Annotated in this window: 14 protein-coding genes, 1 pseudogene and 1 riboswitch; of the genes and pseudogenes, 9 read left to right on the top strand and 6 right to left on the bottom strand. The window is 66.4% G+C overall.

The features are described 5' to 3' along the window. Window positions 1-7: 7 nt before the first annotated feature. Window positions 8-1,957 (bottom strand): S9 family peptidase, encoded by a 1,950-nt coding sequence (locus tag MA09_RS12725; protein ID WP_161783218.1) that lies wholly within the window; start codon window positions 1,955-1,957, stop codon window positions 8-10. 251 nt (window positions 1,958-2,208) lie between these two features. Here MA09_RS12725 and pnuC point away from each other — a divergent pair, with 251 nt between their 5' ends. From pnuC to MA09_RS12710, 3 genes are all read left to right on the top strand, one after another. Continuing rightward, window positions 2,209-2,802 (top strand): nicotinamide riboside transporter PnuC, encoded by a 594-nt coding sequence (gene pnuC / locus MA09_RS12720; protein ID WP_036248991.1) that lies wholly within the window; start codon window positions 2,209-2,211, stop codon window positions 2,800-2,802. Then, a complete protein-coding gene (locus MA09_RS12715) occupies window positions 2,799-3,350 on the top strand; it encodes an AAA family ATPase (RefSeq protein WP_036248988.1) in 552 nt (183 codons plus the stop codon). Before pnuC ends, MA09_RS12715 begins: the two co-directional genes overlap by 4 nt. Window positions 3,351-3,421: 71 nt before the next feature. Next, window positions 3,422-4,387, top strand: a complete 966-nt coding sequence (locus tag MA09_RS12710) for an HDOD domain-containing protein (RefSeq protein ID WP_036248984.1) — start codon at window positions 3,422-3,424, stop codon at window positions 4,385-4,387. Window positions 4,388-4,433: 46 nt separating this feature from the next. Here the strand turns inward: MA09_RS12710 and MA09_RS12705 are convergent, their stop codons facing one another. Together MA09_RS12705 and MA09_RS12700 are read right to left on the bottom strand one after the other, a co-directional pair. Next, on the bottom strand, window positions 4,434-6,584 hold the full coding sequence (locus MA09_RS12705; RefSeq protein WP_036248982.1) for a TonB-dependent siderophore receptor: 2,151 nt from the start codon (window positions 6,582-6,584) through the stop codon (window positions 4,434-4,436). A gap of 92 nt (window positions 6,585-6,676) precedes the next feature. Beyond that, window positions 6,677-6,784, bottom strand: a riboswitch (TPP riboswitch). A gap of 178 nt (window positions 6,785-6,962) precedes the next feature. Further along, complete coding sequence (locus MA09_RS12700) at window positions 6,963-7,922, bottom strand: DUF535 family protein (protein ID WP_081897573.1); 960 nt, start codon at window positions 7,920-7,922, stop codon at window positions 6,963-6,965. Between the two features lie 357 nt (window positions 7,923-8,279). On the opposite strand from MA09_RS12700, the gene MA09_RS12695 reads away from it, so the two are divergent. Next, on the top strand, window positions 8,280-8,987 hold the full coding sequence (locus MA09_RS12695) for a glutathione S-transferase (RefSeq protein WP_036248977.1): 708 nt from the start codon (window positions 8,280-8,282) through the stop codon (window positions 8,985-8,987). On the opposite strand, the pseudogene MA09_RS24595 reads toward MA09_RS12695, so the two are convergent. Further along, window positions 8,941-9,562, bottom strand: a pseudogene (locus tag MA09_RS24595) (hypothetical protein); the annotation flags it as partial. The gene MA09_RS12695 and the pseudogene MA09_RS24595 overlap by 47 nt on opposite strands. Between MA09_RS24595 and MA09_RS12685 the strand changes: the two are divergent. Beyond that, window positions 9,559-10,395 carry a LysR substrate-binding domain-containing protein gene (locus tag MA09_RS12685; protein ID WP_036248975.1) on the top strand — a complete coding sequence of 279 codons (837 nt, stop codon included), beginning with the start codon at window positions 9,559-9,561 and terminating at the stop codon, window positions 10,393-10,395. The pseudogene MA09_RS24595 and the gene MA09_RS12685 sit on opposite strands and share 4 nt — an antisense overlap. 12 nt (window positions 10,396-10,407) lie before the next feature. Here the strand turns inward: MA09_RS12685 and MA09_RS12680 are convergent, their stop codons facing one another. Next, window positions 10,408-11,055 (bottom strand): SdpI family protein, encoded by a 648-nt coding sequence (locus tag MA09_RS12680; protein ID WP_036248974.1) that lies wholly within the window; start codon window positions 11,053-11,055, stop codon window positions 10,408-10,410. After that, entirely contained in the window at window positions 11,052-11,339 is a 288-nt protein-coding gene (locus tag MA09_RS12675; RefSeq protein WP_229440699.1) for an autorepressor SdpR family transcription factor, read from the bottom strand. Before MA09_RS12675 ends, MA09_RS12680 begins: the two co-directional genes overlap by 4 nt. A 135-nt stretch (window positions 11,340-11,474) precedes the next feature. Here MA09_RS12675 and MA09_RS12670 point away from each other — a divergent pair, with 135 nt between their 5' ends. The 4 genes from MA09_RS12670 (at window position 11,475) to MA09_RS12655 (ending at window position 16,981) form a co-directional block, all read left to right on the top strand. Continuing rightward, on the top strand, window positions 11,475-11,948 hold the full coding sequence (locus MA09_RS12670; RefSeq protein ID WP_036248972.1) for a VOC family protein: 474 nt from the start codon (window positions 11,475-11,477) through the stop codon (window positions 11,946-11,948). Window positions 11,949-12,029: 81 nt separating this feature from the next. Further along, a complete protein-coding gene (locus tag MA09_RS12665; protein ID WP_051933402.1) occupies window positions 12,030-12,908 on the top strand; it encodes a PhzF family phenazine biosynthesis protein in 879 nt (292 codons plus the stop codon). 244 nt (window positions 12,909-13,152) lie between these two features. Then, a complete protein-coding gene (locus MA09_RS12660; protein ID WP_036248969.1) occupies window positions 13,153-13,935 on the top strand; it encodes a hypothetical protein in 783 nt (260 codons plus the stop codon). Between the two features lie 163 nt (window positions 13,936-14,098). Further along, window positions 14,099-16,981 (top strand): EAL domain-containing protein, encoded by a 2,883-nt coding sequence (locus MA09_RS12655; protein WP_229440696.1) that lies wholly within the window; start codon window positions 14,099-14,101, stop codon window positions 16,979-16,981. Window positions 16,982-16,988 lie beyond the last annotated feature (7 nt).

The following is a 16,988-nucleotide window of genomic DNA, read 5'->3' as shown; positions in this document are numbered from 1 at the left end:
GCGCCGCTCAAGGCTGGCCGAGATGCCGGCCCAGGAAGCTCTCGAGCCGGCGGTAGAACTCGGCCTGGTTCTTCGTATCGTAGAAGCCGTGTCCCTCGGACGGTGCGACGAACCATTCGGGTGCCCGGCCAGCCGCGGTGAGCGACTTGCGCATCGCCTCGGCATGGGCGATCGGCGTGCGCTTGTCCTGGCCGCCGTGCACCAGCAGTACCGGTGCCTTGATTCGTTCCGCCTGCGTCACCGGAGAGGAGCGGGTCAGTTCCGCCTCCTCCTTGCCGACGAAACGGTCGACCGCCACCCCGATGCGACGGTCGAGAACGGCCTCGTCGGTTTTCGTGAGCAGGTTCAGGTCGTAGACGCCGGCATAGCCGACCGCGCACCGGAACATGCCGGGCTCGCGTGCCGCCAGCATCATGGCCGAGTAGGCGCCGAAGCTCGCGCCATAGACGCAGATGCGTCGCGGATCGATGTCGCCCTGGGCGATCGTCCATTTGACGCCGTCGACCAGGTCGTCCTGGATCTTGCCGCTCCACTGGCGGTAGCCGGCGTCGCGGAAGGACGGGCCGCGACCACCCGAGCCGCGGAAGTTCAGCTGCAGGACGGCGTAGCCGCGGCTGGCGAGGAACTGGGCGTCGGTGTCGAAGAACCAGTTGTCGTACACGCCGTGCGGACCGCCGTGCGGGATCAGGATTAGCGGCAGCTTGGCGCCCGCGGCGCGGCGCGGCATGGTGAGGTAGCCATGGATTTCCAGGCCGTCGCGTGCGCGGTAGCCAACCGGGCGGCGCTCGGCCATCTGGTCCGGCTCGATCGCTTCCATCGATGTGAACAGCAGGTCGGCCTTGCCGCTCTTGCGGTCGAACAGGTAGTAGGAACCGGGATCGCGGTCGCTGCGCACGCTGAACAGCATGGTCTGGCCATCCCTGCTGGCGCTCTCGAAGTTGACGAAGTTGCCGGGGAACTGATCGCTCAGCAGCTTGTGCAGGCGCGCGTCCTCGCTGGCATCGTCGAAATAGCTGGCGCGCGGGATGCCGACGCTCGATGCCGCGCCGAAGGGCAGGCCCCCGCGTCCGCCGTACAGGCGCAGCGGCATGGCGACCGGGTCCGCGTACAGTGTCTTGCGCTCGCCGCTGCGCGCATCTTCCACCACCAGCGACTCCGGCTCGCCCGTTTTCGAGTACAGCGCCGCGAAGCGGCTGTCGTCCGGGGAGAACGCCAGCGGCGTGTACCGGCTGCCCATGCCGGTGATCTTGTCCCAGGCGCCCTTGGCCTCATTGTTGCGGAAGACGACGGCGTGGAAATCGGCGTCAACGCCGAAGGCGAAGCGCGGCCTGCCGTCGTTCTGGACCAGGAAGTTCAGTTCCTTCATTGGCAGTTCGGCGATCAGCTTGCGCGCGTTGTTCTGCGTGTTGATGTCGTAGAGCAGGGTACGGTCGGCTTCCCATAGCTGGGACGAGACGAACACATGGTTGTTGTATTCGCGGGCCACGCCTTCCACGACGCCAGTGGCGTGATCGTCCGGATGGCGCCCGCCCCGCACCATCGTCCTCGGCATTCTGTAGCCGTGCAGGTAGACCTGGTTCTTGCCGTCGATGTCGCTGGCCAGCAGTTCGCCGTGGTTCAGCAGCGTGGTGCGCGAACCCTGCTCGAAGCCGCGCGCGATGACCAGGCGCGCATTGCTGACCCAGTCGTAATCCAGCGGGACTTCGTGCACCGGCAGGCGAATGCCGCCGGTGACCTTCAGGTCGGGCAGCGAGTAGACCATGATGACCGGCACGGTGCGTTCGCCCGAGGGCACGCGCACCGTGATCGCGAGCTGCTTGCCGTCCGGCGACAAGCGCGGGATCGTGTACTTGTTTTCGTCGACGAAGGCCGAGATCGGCACGATGGGCGCCGCCGCGAAGGACGGCAGGTGAAGCGCCAGCAGGGTGGCGCAGAGCAGGGTCGCACGCAGGCGCATGGCATCTCCGGTGATGCGCCGCATCGGCGTGCGGACAGTATAGCCAGGCCGCTCCGGCGTAAATATCTCGCTTTGTCACAGCGGCCGGCCCCTGCGGCGCCGTCCGGCTTGCGGATTCCCGCGCCAGCTCCCATAATCGACTGTTGACCTGGATTGGCCGTCCGCTTTGCACCTGCCAGGACCGAGGCCACGCAGCCCGTACTTTTCCTGCACTTATTTGCTGCACATACTCTCGCATTCTCAATCAGCGCATGAACGAACCGCTTGCCTTGCTGGGCTTTAGCACTACCCCGCTGGAACTCATCTCCTTTCTGCTGGCGGCGACCACCGTGCTGCTGAACATCCGCCAGAAGCACTGGGCCTGGCTGTTCTCGATCGCTTCGTCCGCCACCTATGCCGTGGTGTTCTACGACGCCAAGCTGTACGGCGACATGGGCCTGCAGTTCGTGTTCATCGGGGCCTCGGTCTGGGGCTGGTACCAGTGGCTGCATGGCGCCGGCGAGCAGCCGCTGGTGGTCACGCGCCTCAAGCGGGCAGCTTGGGGCTGGGCCATCGCCGGCTGGGCCGCCGGCTTCGTGCTGCTGTCGCAGTTCCTCGACCACCTCACCGACACCGACGTGCCGCATGCCGACGGCTTCCTGACCGCCGGCAGCCTGGTGGGCCAGCTCCTGCTGGGCCGTAAGAAAGTGGAGAACTGGCTGGTCTGGATCGTGGTGGACGTGCTCTACGTCGGCTTGTACGTCTACAAGGGCTTGAACCTGACCGCCATCCTGTATGCCGTGTTCGTGGTGCTGGCCTGGACCGGCTGGCGCGCCTGGTCGAACATCGCGCGGAGGGACGCATGAAGCCTTCAGTCCAGCGCGTCGCGGTGCTCGGCGCCGAATCGTCCGGCAAGTCGACCCTGTGCGAAGCGCTGGCCCGGCACTACGGCACCGTGTGGGTGCCGGAATACCTGCGCGAATTCGTCGACAGCCGTGGGCGCGTGCCCTTCGAGAGCGACCAGTACCCGATCGCCTGCACCCAGCTGGTGCGCGAAAACGAGGCTGAGGCCCGTGCCCATCGCTTCCTGTTCTGCGACACGACGCCGCTGATGACGGCCCTGTACAGCCGCCAGTACTGGGGCCGCGTCGACCTGCAGCTGGCGCGCCTGGACGAGCGCCACGACTATGCCTGGACCTTCGTCACCGCGCCGGACAGCCCATGGGAGCCCGATGGCCTCCAGCGCGAATCGGAAGAGGTACGCCAGAAGGTGCACCGGATGCTCGTCGAAACGCTGAAGGAGAGGAAGATCCCTTATGTCCTGCTCGAAGGCGGCCTGGAGCACCGGATGCGCCGGGTGGAGGGTTTGCTGGGGCCGGCCTGTCTTATTGATCAGGATCCAAATGACAACTGATTACATTTGCCTTTTTGTTGCCCTGTGGTATTAGAATAGCTTCTCCTACTGCGTAAAGACGGCGGTGCGCTGTGAAAAACTGGATAGGCCGCCTGCTGGGCGGCACCGAGAAGGAGCCCGCTGCCGCGGCGAACATCGAGGCGGCCGCGGCGGCGAATGAAGAGAACATGGCGGCCGATGTGGACGCCGCCTATTATCGCTGGCTGGCCGCATCGAGCGGCACCAACGCCAGTCCGGAAATCGAGCAGCAGATCCTCGACGAGGTCCGCGCCCTGGCGGACGACCCGGAAAGCGCCTCCGGGCTGGTGCCGCGCGTGCCGGAACTCGTGACGCAACTGCTGGGCGCCTTGTCGGACGAGAACATCTCCACCGCCGCGCTGTCGGCCGAGGTGGGGCGCGACCTGGTGCTGGTCGCCGAGGTGATCCGCGAGGCGAACAGCGCCTATTACCGGCCGGCCAAGCCGATCGAGACCCTCGAGGGCGCAGTGACGATGCTCGGCCTGAACGGCCTGCGCATGCTGCTGGCGCGCATCGCGATGCGGCCGCTCATCCGGGTCAAGGTGCAGGGCGTCGCGCGCCAGGTGGCCCCGAGCGTCTGGCGCCACTCCGAGCGCTGCGCCTTCGCCGCCAGCGTGATGGCGCCGGGCCTGTCCGCCGGCGTGTTCGAATCCTACCTGGCCGGCCTGATGCAGAACGTCGGCTTGCAGGTCGCGTTCCAGGTGGCGGACCGGGTCTGCCATGGCAAGGTGCCGGGTTCCGGAACCTTCGGGGTTGCGCTGTTCGAGGCCAGCCGCCAGCTATCGGCGGTGATCGCGCGGCATTGGGACTTTCCCGCGGACGTGGTCGAGGCGATCGCATGGGCGGGCGACCCGGACGGGCCGCACCTGGCCCAGGCGCTCACCCAGGGCGATCGCATCGCCAAGCTGCGCCTGCTGCTCGATGCGGAGGTGATCGGGCCGGAAGACAGCTTCGTCACTGCCGGGCTGGATGGATTCCAGCGGCGCTGCCTGGGCAAGCTGGCCGAGCTGGCCGACTGAAGACGCCACCGTAGGGTGGGCGGCGAAGCCGCCCACCCTACTTATCTCAGAAGTCGAACTGCGCCGACACCCTGAACGTCCGCGGCGCGCCCGGCAGCAGGTAGCCGCCCAGCGACTGCGTCACGTCGCGCCAGTAGAACTTGTCGAACACGTTGTCCACGCGGGCGCGCAGGATCGTGTTCATGCCGCCCACGCGCAGCGCGTACGAGGTGCCCACTGCCGCCACGTGGTAGCCCGGCACGATGGCGCGGTTGGCCGGGTCGAAGGCCTTGCTGCCCGAGTACTGCCAGGTCGCATCCACCTTCATGCCGCGCACCAGCGGCAGCGCATATTCCACCCATGCCGTCGAACGGAACTCCGGCACGTTGGTCACGCGCTTGCCTTCGACGCCGGCGTCGCCGGTGCCGGTCTGCTCGGCATCCAGCGCCATCAGGGACAGGCTGTAGTTCAGGTCTGCATTGACTTTGCCCTGGGCCGCCAGTTCGACGCCGCGATGGCGCTGCTGGCCCGCGCGTACGAAGACGTTGGCGGCGTTGACGTACTCCAGGCCCTGGCGGATGTCGAAGGCGGCGGCCGACAGCATCACCGCATTGTTGACCAGGCCCTTGACGCCCACTTCGACCTGCTTCGAGCGGCCCGGCGGCAGCACCGACGCTTCGTTGGCGGTGCCCATCTCGGCGATGCCGCCGTGCTGCAGGCCGTGGCTCAGCGAGCCGTAGACGCTCCAGTCGCGCGCCGGCTTGTAGACCAGGGCGACGCTCGGCAGCACGAAGGAATCATCGGCATGTACCCAGCCCTGTTCGATCTCGGCCAGCTCGTCGCGCTTGAGCTTCACCCAGCGCAGGCCGGTGTGCAGGGTCAGCCGGTCCGACAAGGTGGCGACGTCCTGCACGAACAGCGCGCTCTCGCGATCGCTGCGGCGCTCCATCACCGGGCCGGTGCGCGGGTTGCCCGGGGCCGGATCGACCGTCCGGTTGTTCCAGATATTGCTGTAGCCGGCGTAGTCGTAGACATACTCGCCGAAGCTGTCGTGGCGCTCGGACATCGACGCGCCGACGGTCAGCTGGTGGCGCACGGCGCCCGTGGCGAAGCGGCCCTGCAGCATGGCCTGCGCGCCCCACGGGGTCTTGCGCTCGCCGACGCTCTGGTAGTCGTAGACGTCGTAGTCGCCGTTCGAGCAGTAGCCCGGATAGAAGCCTTCGGCTTCGTTGCTGCAGCCGTAGGGGAAGGCGGTGTAGTCGTCGCGCTTGAACCAGTGCTTGTTGGCGTTGACCGTGGCCGTCCAGTCGGGGCTGAAGCGGTACTCGAAGCGCAGGCCGAGGTTGCTGCTGTCGGTTTCCACCGGCCTGGTCCAGGGCTGGTCGTTCAGCAGGGTCTTGGGCGAGACTCCCGTCGGCAAGGCTTCGTTGCGCAGCAGCTGGTAGCCCGGTGCGGTGATCTGCGACTTGCGCTGGTGGTCGAGGTCCAGCGCCAGCTGCGCATTCGGACTGAGCTGCCAATCGAAAGCGGCGGACACGAACTGGCGCTCGCCGTCGGCGCCGCGCACATAGGATTTCAGGTCCTCGGCCGCGGCATTGATGCGATAGCCGAAGCGGCGGTCCTCGAATCGGCCGCCCAAATCGATCGAGCCGTGCAGGGTGCCGCGTTCGCTCACTTCGACCAGCGCCGAGCGCAACGGTGCATCGGTTGGACGCTTGGTGACGAAGTTGACCATGCCGCCCGGCGCCGCGACGCCCGCCTGCAGGCCAGCCAGGCCGCGCAGCACTTCGATGCGTTCCTTGTTCTCCAGCGGGATCTGGGTGTCGGCGGGGATTGCGATGCCGTCCTTGCGGTAGCTGCTGGCATTGTCGAGGGCGAAGCCGCGGATCGAGAACTGCTCGGCGTAGCCGACCGCGTTGTAGGCGTCGCCGATCGAGGCGTCGTAGCGCGCCGCGTCGGTCACGTTGCGGATCGACAGGTCCAGCATCTGGGTGCGGTTGATGGCGGTGATCGACGCCGGGGTGTCGAGCAGGGGCGCGCTCGAGAAGCCGCCGATGCTGGCGCGGTCGCTGGCGACCCAGCGGCTGCCGGTGACGACCACCGAGGCCACGCCCTCGGCCTGCTCGGTGTGTTGTGCGGATGCGGTGGCGGAGAAGGCCTGCAGGATGGCGCAGGCGATCAATGAAAACTGCGGGGAATACTTCAGCTTGGATGTCATGGGTTGCTCGTCTTCGCGCACCACGCTGGAACGTGGCGCGCTGCTTTTAATGAAAAAGCCGGAGCCAACGTGGGGGAAGGGCAAACAAGAATGGGAACTGCGTTGCGCTTTCCTTCGCTGGCATTATCCAGATCAGGTACGAAGGGTATCTCTCACCCGGCAGCGCGCTTGTGCGCACACCAGGACCCCTAGCGAGGCGGCAGTGTACCACGGACCCGGGCGGGTGTGGTGAATGTGGCAATGGCTGGGCATCGTGGTGCGGCTGCGCGTGCCTCACCGGTCGCTTCGACCCGCTTTGTCATTGCAGGCTGGAGACCTTTGCATCGAGCGCGTTCAGCCGCGCCGGGCGTGCGCCGCCCTTGGCGCGATCGCCGCGCTTCAAGCTTCGGCCGTGGCCGGCGCCTCGACCGTGTGCGCCTGCGCGCTGGCGGCCGGGACCATGTGTCGCAGCATGGTGGTGCGGGTGGAGTCGCCGATGGCACGCCAGAATTCACGGCGCTGGGCGGCGCGTTTGCGGTGCTTGGACGGCATGTCGGCCAGCGGCTTGAGGTAGAAGGGCAGGCGGATCAGGTAGCTGCGGCCCGGCATTTCGACGCCGCCGAGGATTTTCCAGAAGCCGTCGTAGGCGTTCTCGAAATGCTTCACGTCGAGCGGATCGTAGGCGATGTGCGAGGTGCACTTGATGGCCACTACCTGGTCGATGCCCAGGGCCTGGGCCACACCTTGCATCGCGGCGAAACAGAAGAAGCTCGGCGAGTTGTTGGGGAAGGCTTCCTCGAAGGCCTCGAAGGCGGCGCCGGAATCGGTCCAGCGGCCCTGGTTGCGGGTAACGAAGGGCACGGTCGGCAGGTCGACGCCGGCCAGTTGGCCGTCGATCCAGGTATAGGACAGGCGGTGCAGGTACTTGCCGTCGGCAACCAGCGAGATGGTAAGGTCGCCTTCCGCGTCGTGGCGCGGCGCCATTTCAAGGCGCATGATGAAGTTGTGCTCGCCCGTGTCATGCTGCCACAGCGTAAGCCCGCCCCCGCCATAGACGGCCTGGTGGTAGGCATTGCTGAAAGCGGCGTCTTCGAATCGGTAGTGCGAGAGCACGCACTGCACGCGCTGGCGCGCGCTGAGGTCCCTGGACAGGTAGCTGCGGTGACTCAGGTGGTGGAACAGGTCATCGTTGGGAGCGGCCGCGACGAAGCGGCGCACCAGGTCGAGACGGCACAGGGCTTGGTGCTCGCGCCAGTAGCGCAGCACGCGCAGGCTGCGCACGATGCTCAGCATCCAGGAAGCAGGCGTGTACTGGCTGCGGCGTGCGAGCCAGTGTCGTGTCAGGTGAGCGAATATCATGTGAGCGCTCCAGTCGGCGTAAAGTTGCGGGCGCCACCACGGCGCCACTGCTTTATCTTCGATGCCCGCTATGTCAACGGGCTTGCATCGCAGAAATCACATTCTGCCATGCAATTTGCCGGGAGGCTAACTGGTGCTGTGGTAATACGGAGAAAGCTGGGGGAAGTGAATGAAACCGCTGGGACGGGTTGCGTTCATGTTGTCTCTCTCTCGTGGTTCGAATCTTGTTTCTTCTAAGTTTTTACGACTTTTTGTTTTCGCCTGACAAGCACTACAAGATTACCATGTTTGTGCGGCGACACGCTTCCGATTCATCATCGATAATTGCGCCAGACCGAACGAGACCGGAGGTGCGAGATGGCATATGAACTTTTTTACTGGCCGGGTATACAGGGACGTGGCGAGTTCGTCCGGCTTGCCCTGGAAGAGGCGGGGGCCGAATACGCGGACGTGGCGCGCCGTGAAGGCGGCATGGAACTGTTGCTGTCGGCGCTCGAGACCGAAGCCCATCCCTCGTTCGCGCCGCCCTTCCTGCGCGCCGGCGAGCTGACCATCGGCCAGGTCGCCAACATCCTGCTCTACCTGGGCGAGCAGCATGCGCTGGCGCCGCGCACCGATCCGGGCCGGCTGTGGACCCACCAGTTGCAGCTGACCATCGCCGACCTGGTCAGCGAAATCCACGATACCCACCACCCGATCGCCACCTCGCTCTACTACGAAGACCAGAAACCGGAAGCGCAGCGGCGTGCCGCCGACTTCATCGAGACGCGCCTTCCGAAGTTCTTCGGCTATTTTTCGCGCCTGCTCACCAATCCGGAGCCGCGCGACTGGCTGGTGGGCGACAAGCCGACCTATGCCGACCTGTCGCTGTTCCAGGTGGTCGAAGGCTTGCGCTATGCCTTCCCGAACGCGATGAAACGGCTGGAGGGCGACTATCCGGCGCTCGGCGCGCTGCGCGACCGCGTGGCGGCGCGCCCCAACATCGCGGCCTACCTGGCATCGCCGCGACGCATCCCGTTCAACCAGAACGGGATCTTCCGCCACTATCCCGAGCTGGACGAGTAGTTTGGTTGCCATGGCACTCCCATGGCTCACTCCCAGCCAGGCCCAAACTCGGGGCTGACCAGGCGCTCGCCCCGGTCCGGCGCATCGATCCGGGCAGGCCGTCGCGGCGATTCAGCCGGCGCGCGAGCAGGGCCAAGGCAAAGGCGCCGGCGACGATCAGGGCTCCGATCCATGACGTGGCCATCAGCCCGAGCCGTGCCACGATCAGGCGCCGCCGAGGCTCCCAGCGCGATGCCGACATTGACGGTAGCGATGTTCAGGCCGGAGGCCACGTCCACCGCATGCGGCGCACCGCGTTCGGCGCGCTACACCGCGTGGATCTGCAGGCCCGGCACGTTGCCGAAGGCGACCGTGCCCAGGCCAGCACGGTGGCCAGCACCAGCCACTTGTCGGGCGCCGCACACCAGCATCACCAGGCCCACGCTCGAGGAGGCAAAGCCCGAGACTTCCTGCGGGATCGGCGCCAGGTAAGCAAAGGCGATGAAGGAGCCGCCGTAGCCGAGCGTGGCCATCGCGTGCACCAACAGCAGGCGCGGCTTCTTCAGAACCGCGAGCTGGGTGAGCAAACTGGATGGCTGTCATCCAGGCCACCATGGATACGGGCTCGTTCTCGAATGCTGCCGAGCGGCTCGAGGATTATCTGCGGATGACGCTGATGCACCGCACGACGCGGCGCTTGCAGCTGACGGAAGAGGGCAGCTGGCTGCTGGGCCGCGCGCGCAGCCTGCTGGCCGACCTGGCCAACACCGAGGCGGAAGCGGCCGCGCGGCGCTCGCAGCCTTCTGGCCTGGTGCGGGTGAATGCGGCAACGCCGGCGCTCGACCACCTGCTGGCGCCCCTGGTGCCCGAGTTCCTGGACCAGTATCCTCTGGTGCAGCTGGAGCTGGTCAGCGGCGAGACCTATGTCGACCTGATCGAGGAGCGGGCCGACCTGGCCATCCGCATCGGCGCCTTGCCGGATTCGACGCTGAACGCGCGCCGCCTGGGCAGTTCGCGCGTACGCGTGCTGGCGGCTCCCGCGTATATCGAGAGGCACGGCCTTCCCGTCGGCGTCGAAGCGCTGAAGGAACACCGCACGCTCGGCTTTACGGCGCCGGCGCTGCTCAACACCTGGCCGCTGCGGCACGCGGGCGGGGAAGGGTGGACGGTCGCGCCCGGCGTGGTTGCGTCCAGCGGGGAGACCATACGCCACCTGGCGCTGGCCGGTGCGGGCGTGGCCTCGCTATCGGATTTCCTGACGCGCGCCGATGTGGCGGCGGGGCGGCTGGTGCCGGTGCTGGAAGAGGCGACCCTGCCGTGGGCCCAGCCGGTGTGGGCGGTGTTCTACAAGCAGGGATCGCTGGCGCCGCGCGTGGCGGCACTGGTGGATTTCCTGGCCCGGCGCCTGCAGGAGGTGCTGGACCGGTAACGGGCGCCTTTGCTAGGCCTCCAGCGTCCCCGCCCGCTCCAGCCGCTTGTAGTAAAGGAGCGAATACACCGCCGGCAGCAGCGCCGATGCCACCAGCGCCGCCACCGCCACCGGTCCCGGCAGCGCAAAGGCCGCCACCAGCGCCAGCAGGCCGCCTCCCACCATGCTCTTGGCCGCCAGCCGGTGCGTCGCGTACCACACCCGCTCGTTCGCCAGCGTCCACGGCGTGCGGATGCCGAGCCAGAAATTGCGGCGCACCTTGCCCATCACGTTGCCGAGCAGGACGAACAGCAGCCCGAGCCCGCCCAGCACCGCGCTGTCCATGGGGAAACCGGGCTTCCATGCGGCCCACAGGTGCATGCACTGGAGGTAGCCCATCAGGCAAACGATGAGCATCCCGCTGAACCACCAGGTGCTGTCGAAGCCGTCCACGGCGAAGCGCTGCGGCGACACCTTCGGCAGCACCAGCCATAGCGCGGCCACGCCGAGCATGAAGGCCGAGTGGACCAGCAGCGTGGGGCGCTCGTCCCAGCCGTCGATCTCGCCGGCGGCATTCCAGTGCACCGGCACCCGCGCCGGCAGTTCCGGATAGATCAGCGCGATCATGCCGGCTACCGCCAGCAACGCCACCACGCATACCCAGATAAAACGCCTCTTCATCGCTTCTCTCCCCTGGCGCCGCGCGCCATGTCCATCGACCAGGCCAGCACGTCCTCGAGCACGGTGGTGTCGAGCGCATACCAGATGGTCTGCCCCTCGCGCCGGCTGGTGATCAGGCCGGCCGCCTTGAGCACTGCAAAATGATGCGACATGGTCGGCTTGGTCATGTCGAACCGCGCCGCCACGTCGCCCGCGCTCATCTCTTCGTGACGCAACAGGCGCAGGATCTCGCGCCGCGTCGGATCGGCGATCGCCTTGAACACATCGTTCAGCGGTCCTGCCATATTCGATCGCTTTCTAATTAGATGATGATCTAAATACTAGTGCCGACCTGGCCATCGGTCAAGCTTTTTGGCGATCGCCAGAACCTTCGGGCGGCGCGCGTGTCTGTAGGCTTGTTCCTAACCGAGGAGACCTCCATGAGCACACGAGATTCCACCGTCAAGCCCGTCGAAGACGGCATGCACACCATCACGCCCCACCTGGTGTGCGCCGGCGCCGCCGACGCCATCGCCTTTTACGAGCGTGCCTTCGGCGCCGTCGAAGTCATGCGGCTTCCCGCGCCCGGCGGAAAGCTGGCCCACGCCGAGGTGCGTATCGGCGATTCCATACTCATGCTGATGGACGAATTCCCCGACTGGGACGCCAGCGGCCCCGCGGCCCTGGGCGGCACGTCGGTCACCCTTCACCTGTCGCTGCCGGACGTCGACAGCGCGTTCGAGCGCGCGGTGGCGGCGGGCGCGATCGCCCGCATGGCGCCGGCCGATATGTTCTGGGGCGACCGCTACGGCGTCGTCGAAGATCCCTTCGGCCACCGCTGGTCGATGGCCACCCATATACGCGACGTGTCGCCCGAGGAAATGGCGGCTGCCATGCAGCAGGGCTCGCACTGAACGGCAAGTCGGGGCCCTTCCTGCAGCCGGCGCGCGGCCGGATTATGATGGCAGTCGCTCAACCATAAGAAAGGGATTGCCATGAATGACTCCGCGCATCTGTCCACGCATCTGGCCAACACGCTTCGCATTGCCGCCTTTTCCGACGGCGACGAGGGTGGCAACCCTGCCGGGGTCTGGATTGGCGACGCGCTGCCTCCTTCGTCCGAAATGCAGGCGCTGGCCCACGCGATCGGTTTTTCCGAAACCGCTTTTGCCGCGCCGCAAGCGACAGGCGCGGGCACCGGCACGGCCTGGCGCGTGCGTTATTTTTCGCCCGAGTCCGAAGTACCGTTCTGCGGCCACGCCACCATCGCACTGGGCGCCGCGCTGGCGCGTCGCTTCGGCGACGGCCGCTACGACCTGGCGCTGAACGCCGCCACGATCTCGGTCGAAGGACGGGTGGAGGGTGACCGGGTGGCGGCCAGCCTGCAATCGCCGCCGACGAGGAGCAGCCCGGCACCGAACGCGCTGGTCGACGCCGCACTGGCACTGTTCGGCTATACCCGCGCCGACCTCGACGAGCGCATCCCGCCGGCGCTGGCCCACGGCGGCGCCGACCACCTCGTGCTGGCGCTGAACAGCCGCGCCGCGCTGGCGCGCATGGCCTATGAGCTCGACGCGGGCCGTCGCCTGATGAACGAGCACGGCCTGGTGACGGTGCTGTTTGCCTGGGCGGAAACGCCGCAGCTGTTCCATACGCGTAATCCCTTCGCTTCCGGCGGCGTCCTCGAAGATCCGGCAACCGGCGCCGGCACCGCCGCCTTCGCCGGCTACCTGCGCGACATCGGCTGGCCGCACGGCGGGCGTATCGAAGTGGTGCAGGGAGAAGACATGGGCATGCGCTCGCGCCTGTCTGCCGAGATCGGCCCCGATTCCGGCGGCTCGATCCGGGTATCCGGAACGGCAAGAACGATGTAGGACTACAACGCCGCCGTGCAAGGGTTGCGGCGGCGTTCTCGCGACGGACTTTGTGACATCCCAGGGGAGAAGTGTCAATATTTTGTTAAGCACGGGCGTGCTTTTGTGTAGGACAAATCTTGCATTTGTGTAGGACAAACAAAGGGCGAAAAGTGCTTCAGCTCAGCAATTAGAATATTGCTGAGCGGATTGATAATTTGATTCAAGCAAGTTCTGTTTCATAATTTCAATTCGGAGTGGTTTCATGTCGTTGTTTGACCCAGTCGTTTCCAATCCCGCCGATGCCGCACGCGCCGCCCGCAGAGCACGCGCAGCCGGGCGCCCCGTCGAGCGCCTGCCGTTCACCGTTCGCCGGGTGGAAACCGAGGCAGAGCTGCTCAAGGCCGTGAAGATCCGTCATGCGGCCTACGCCCGCCACGTGCCGGATTTCGCACGTTCGCTGGCCTTGCCCGAAGCAGCCGACTACGAAGACGACACCATCGTGCTGCTGGCCGAGTCCAAGCTCGACGGTACGCCGATCGGCAGCACCCGCATCCGTACCAACCTGTTGCGCCCGCTCGGCGTCGAGGAATCGATCGAGCTGCCGTCCTGGCTGCAGGGCCGCCGCCTGGTCGAAGCGACCCGCCTGGGCATCGACGAGGGCCGCACCGGCCGCGTGGTCAAGATGGCACTGATCAAGGCCTGCTTCATGTACTGCGAAGACAATGCCATCGACTACTCGGTCGCGACCGGCCGCCCGCCGGTCGACCGCCACTACGAGCAACTGCTGTTCACCGACGTGTTTCCGGAGCAGGGCGCGGTGCCGCTGCGCCATGTCGGTAATATTCCGCACCGCGTGATGGCCTTCGAAATCGCCGGCTTCGAACAGCGCTACCGCGACGCGCGCCATCCGCTGTCCGCATTCTTCTTCGATACCCAGCATCCCGACATCGACGTGGGTCCTTCCACACCGCCTGCGTTCGCCAAGACAGACGTGAAAAAAATGACGGATTTGACGTTGCAGCGACGTCAAATTGCGATCGCTTGAGCACATATTGCATGACGGCATCACTTTAAAGCTGTATCCTTGCGGCTTGACGCTCCGCCGGTACCGGCGGCGGCATTGATTCGCACTGATCCAGTTTATGCCCATCTCAACACCCCGACGTCGTTCTTCGCTTCCGGCCGCCGCGCATGCGGTAGTGGAGCGGGTGTTGAAGTTGTTCTCGTACTACCTGATCCCGCTCGGGATCGGCCTTGTTTCCCTCATCGCCCTGGTGTTCTGGCACGACCAGTACCGGACCAGCGGCGACGTGCCGCTGTCAATGCAGGTCACGGTCCAGCAGGAAGCCGCGCTGTCTCCAGGCGCCGCGCTGGCGCGCACACGCGCCTCCGGCCTGGTCATCGGCCATGACACCCACCTGTCCGAAGCCCCGGTCTGGTTCGCCTTCGAACCGATGCCGCGTGCGGGCACGCAGGTGGTCGAGTTTCCCTCGCGCCACGCACTCGACGTGAGCTGCTGGGACGCCGCCAGCCTGGTGCCGCTCGGCAGCGCCATCCGTGGCGCGAGCCAGGGTGTCATCGAAGGATCGAAGGCCGGTTTCGCCCTGCAGCTGAACCCGCTGCCGCCCGAACTGCTGTGCCGCGCCACGTTCTCCGGCCCGGCCCGCCTGTCGGTGCTGCAATGGCCGGCCGACCAGTACGCGCTATCGGTCGAGCAGTACCACCGCAAGTCCGGCCTGCTCGACGGCGGCATGGTGGTGCTGGCCCTGTTCATCCTGATTACCGCCGCCATCAACCGCCAGCCGCTGTATGTGCTGTTCGCGGGCTGGCTGGTGCTGAACCTGCGCATGGCCGCACTGTCGGCAGGGTGGGACATCCAGTGGCTGGGGCAGACCATTCCGTCGGACTGGCTGCTGCGCAGCCGCTCGGTCACGATTACCCTGTACGGCATCGCCACGCTCACCCTGTACCAGGCCCTGCTGAAAGAAAACATCGCTGCGCTGCGCTACGTGCTGCCGTTCCGCATCATGCAGTGGCTGTGCATGCCGATGCTGGCCGCCGCCATGTTCCTGCCTTACGGCATGTACCTGCCGCTGCTGTGGGGTATTACGGTGTGCTGCTTCTCGGTCATGACTGTCGGCCTGTTCAAGATCATCGCGGAATCGCGCAACCGGGTCGCTTCCTGGTTCGCCGCTTCCTTCGCCGTCAGCTTCCTGGCCACCATCGCCGAAGTGGCCTCGGCCGCGCTCGGCATGCGCGAACTGCTGGGCGTCATCAACAGCGTCACTGCCGCGCTCGCGTCGAGCCTGCTGGCCGCGCTCGCCGTGGCCGAGCAGATGCGGGTCGAGACCGAACAGCGCGAAGCGGCCCAGCAGGAACTGGAACACGCCTACCAGGCCATGCCGGTCGGCCTGTTCACGCTCGATATGTATGGCCATTTCCTGAGCGTGAATCCGGCGCTGCAGAAGATGCTGGGCATCGCCAGCTTCGTGCCGGGCCGCACCGCGTGGCGCCAGTTCTTCACCGAAAGTACCTGGACCGAGCTGCACGAGGGGGTGCATGCCAAGGCCGAGGCCGAGATGGAACTGACCAGCCGCGACGGCACCCAGCGCTTCCTGGTGAGCGCCACCCTGGCGCGCTCGCGGATCGAAGGCGTGCTGCAGGACACCACCGAAAAGCACAAGGCCACCGAGCAGCTGCAGTTCATGGCCAACAACGATCCGCTGACCAAGGTCTTCAACCGCCGCGGCATCGAACGCGAATTTGCCCTGGCCGCCAATGGCCTGGCAAACGGCAAGCCGATGGCCCTGGCCTACGTCGACCTCGACCGCTTCAAGCTGATCAACGACCTGTTCGGCCACGCGGCCGGCGACGAAGTGCTCAAGCAGGTATGCGAGCGCATGGCGACCATGCTGGCCGGCGGCCAGCAGATCGGCCGCGTGGGCGGCGACGAATTCGTGATCCTGATGCCGGAAACGGCCATCCCGCTGGCCTCGATCATCTGCCGCGGCATCGTCGACCGCCTCGGCAACACCCCGTACCGGGTGGGCGACAAGGCCTTCCATGTGCGGGGCTCGGTCGGGCTGATCGAAGTCACGCCGGGCATCGCCATGAAGGATGCGGTCTCGACCGCCGACCGCGCCTGCCGTGAAGCCAAGGCCGGGGCAGGCGAGGGCCTGGTGGTCTACGAGCGCGGCGCCGAAGCCTTCCGCCAGCGCGCCGCCGAGCTGGACATGGTGGCGCGCCTTTCAAGCCCGCAAGCCACCGACGCCTTGCTGCTCGAGATGCAGCCGATCATGTCGCTGCGCAGTCCGCGCGAATCGCTGAACTTCGAAGTGCTGCTGCGCATGCGCGAGCCGGACGGCCGCGTGGTGCCGGCCGGCGCCGTGATCTCGGCGGCCGAGAAGAGCGGCCGCGCAAGCGTGATCGACCGCTGGGTGCTGAACACGACGCTGGCCTGGATTGCCGAGCATGCCGAGCAGCTGGGCAATACCCGTTTCGTCTGCATGAACCTGTCGGGCGCCTCGCTCAACGACGAGCGCTTCGTGCAGGACACCTTCGACATCCTGGGACGCTACGTGCATGTCGCCAGCCGCTTGTGCCTGGAGATCACGGAAAGCGTCGCGCTGCACGACCTCGACAACACGCGCCGCTTCATCGACCAGGTGCGCAGCTTCGGCGTGAAGGTGGCTCTGGACGACTTCGGCGCCGGCTATACGTCCTTCTCCTACCTGAAGGAACTCCCGGCCGACGTGCTGAAGATCGACGGCAACTTCATCGTCAACATCAACGCCCATCCGGCCAATGTGGCGATCGTCGAAGCGATCGTCAGCCTGGCGGGCAACCTGGGCATGAGGACGATCGCGGAATGGGCGGAAGACGCGGCCACCGTGCAGACGCTGGCGGAGATCGGCGTGGACTACGTGCAGGGCTGGGCGGTGTCGCGCTCGCAGCCGCCGGAGCGCCTGCTGCAGGCACGCTCGGCCGCGGATTTCATCACCAATCCCGAGGTGCTGGATGTGCTGCGGATGCTGGAGTCGCCCTCGCCGTCGCACCTGGCGAGTGTAACGAGGCTGCATGATTTGCATTGAGCAGCGC

The organism is Massilia sp. BSC265, from assembly GCF_000740675.1.
Lineage (GTDB): Bacteria > Pseudomonadota > Gammaproteobacteria > Burkholderiales > Burkholderiaceae_D > Telluria.
Note: the sequence above shows the minus strand (reverse complement) of the source record. Positions and strands in the feature narration are given on the sequence as shown.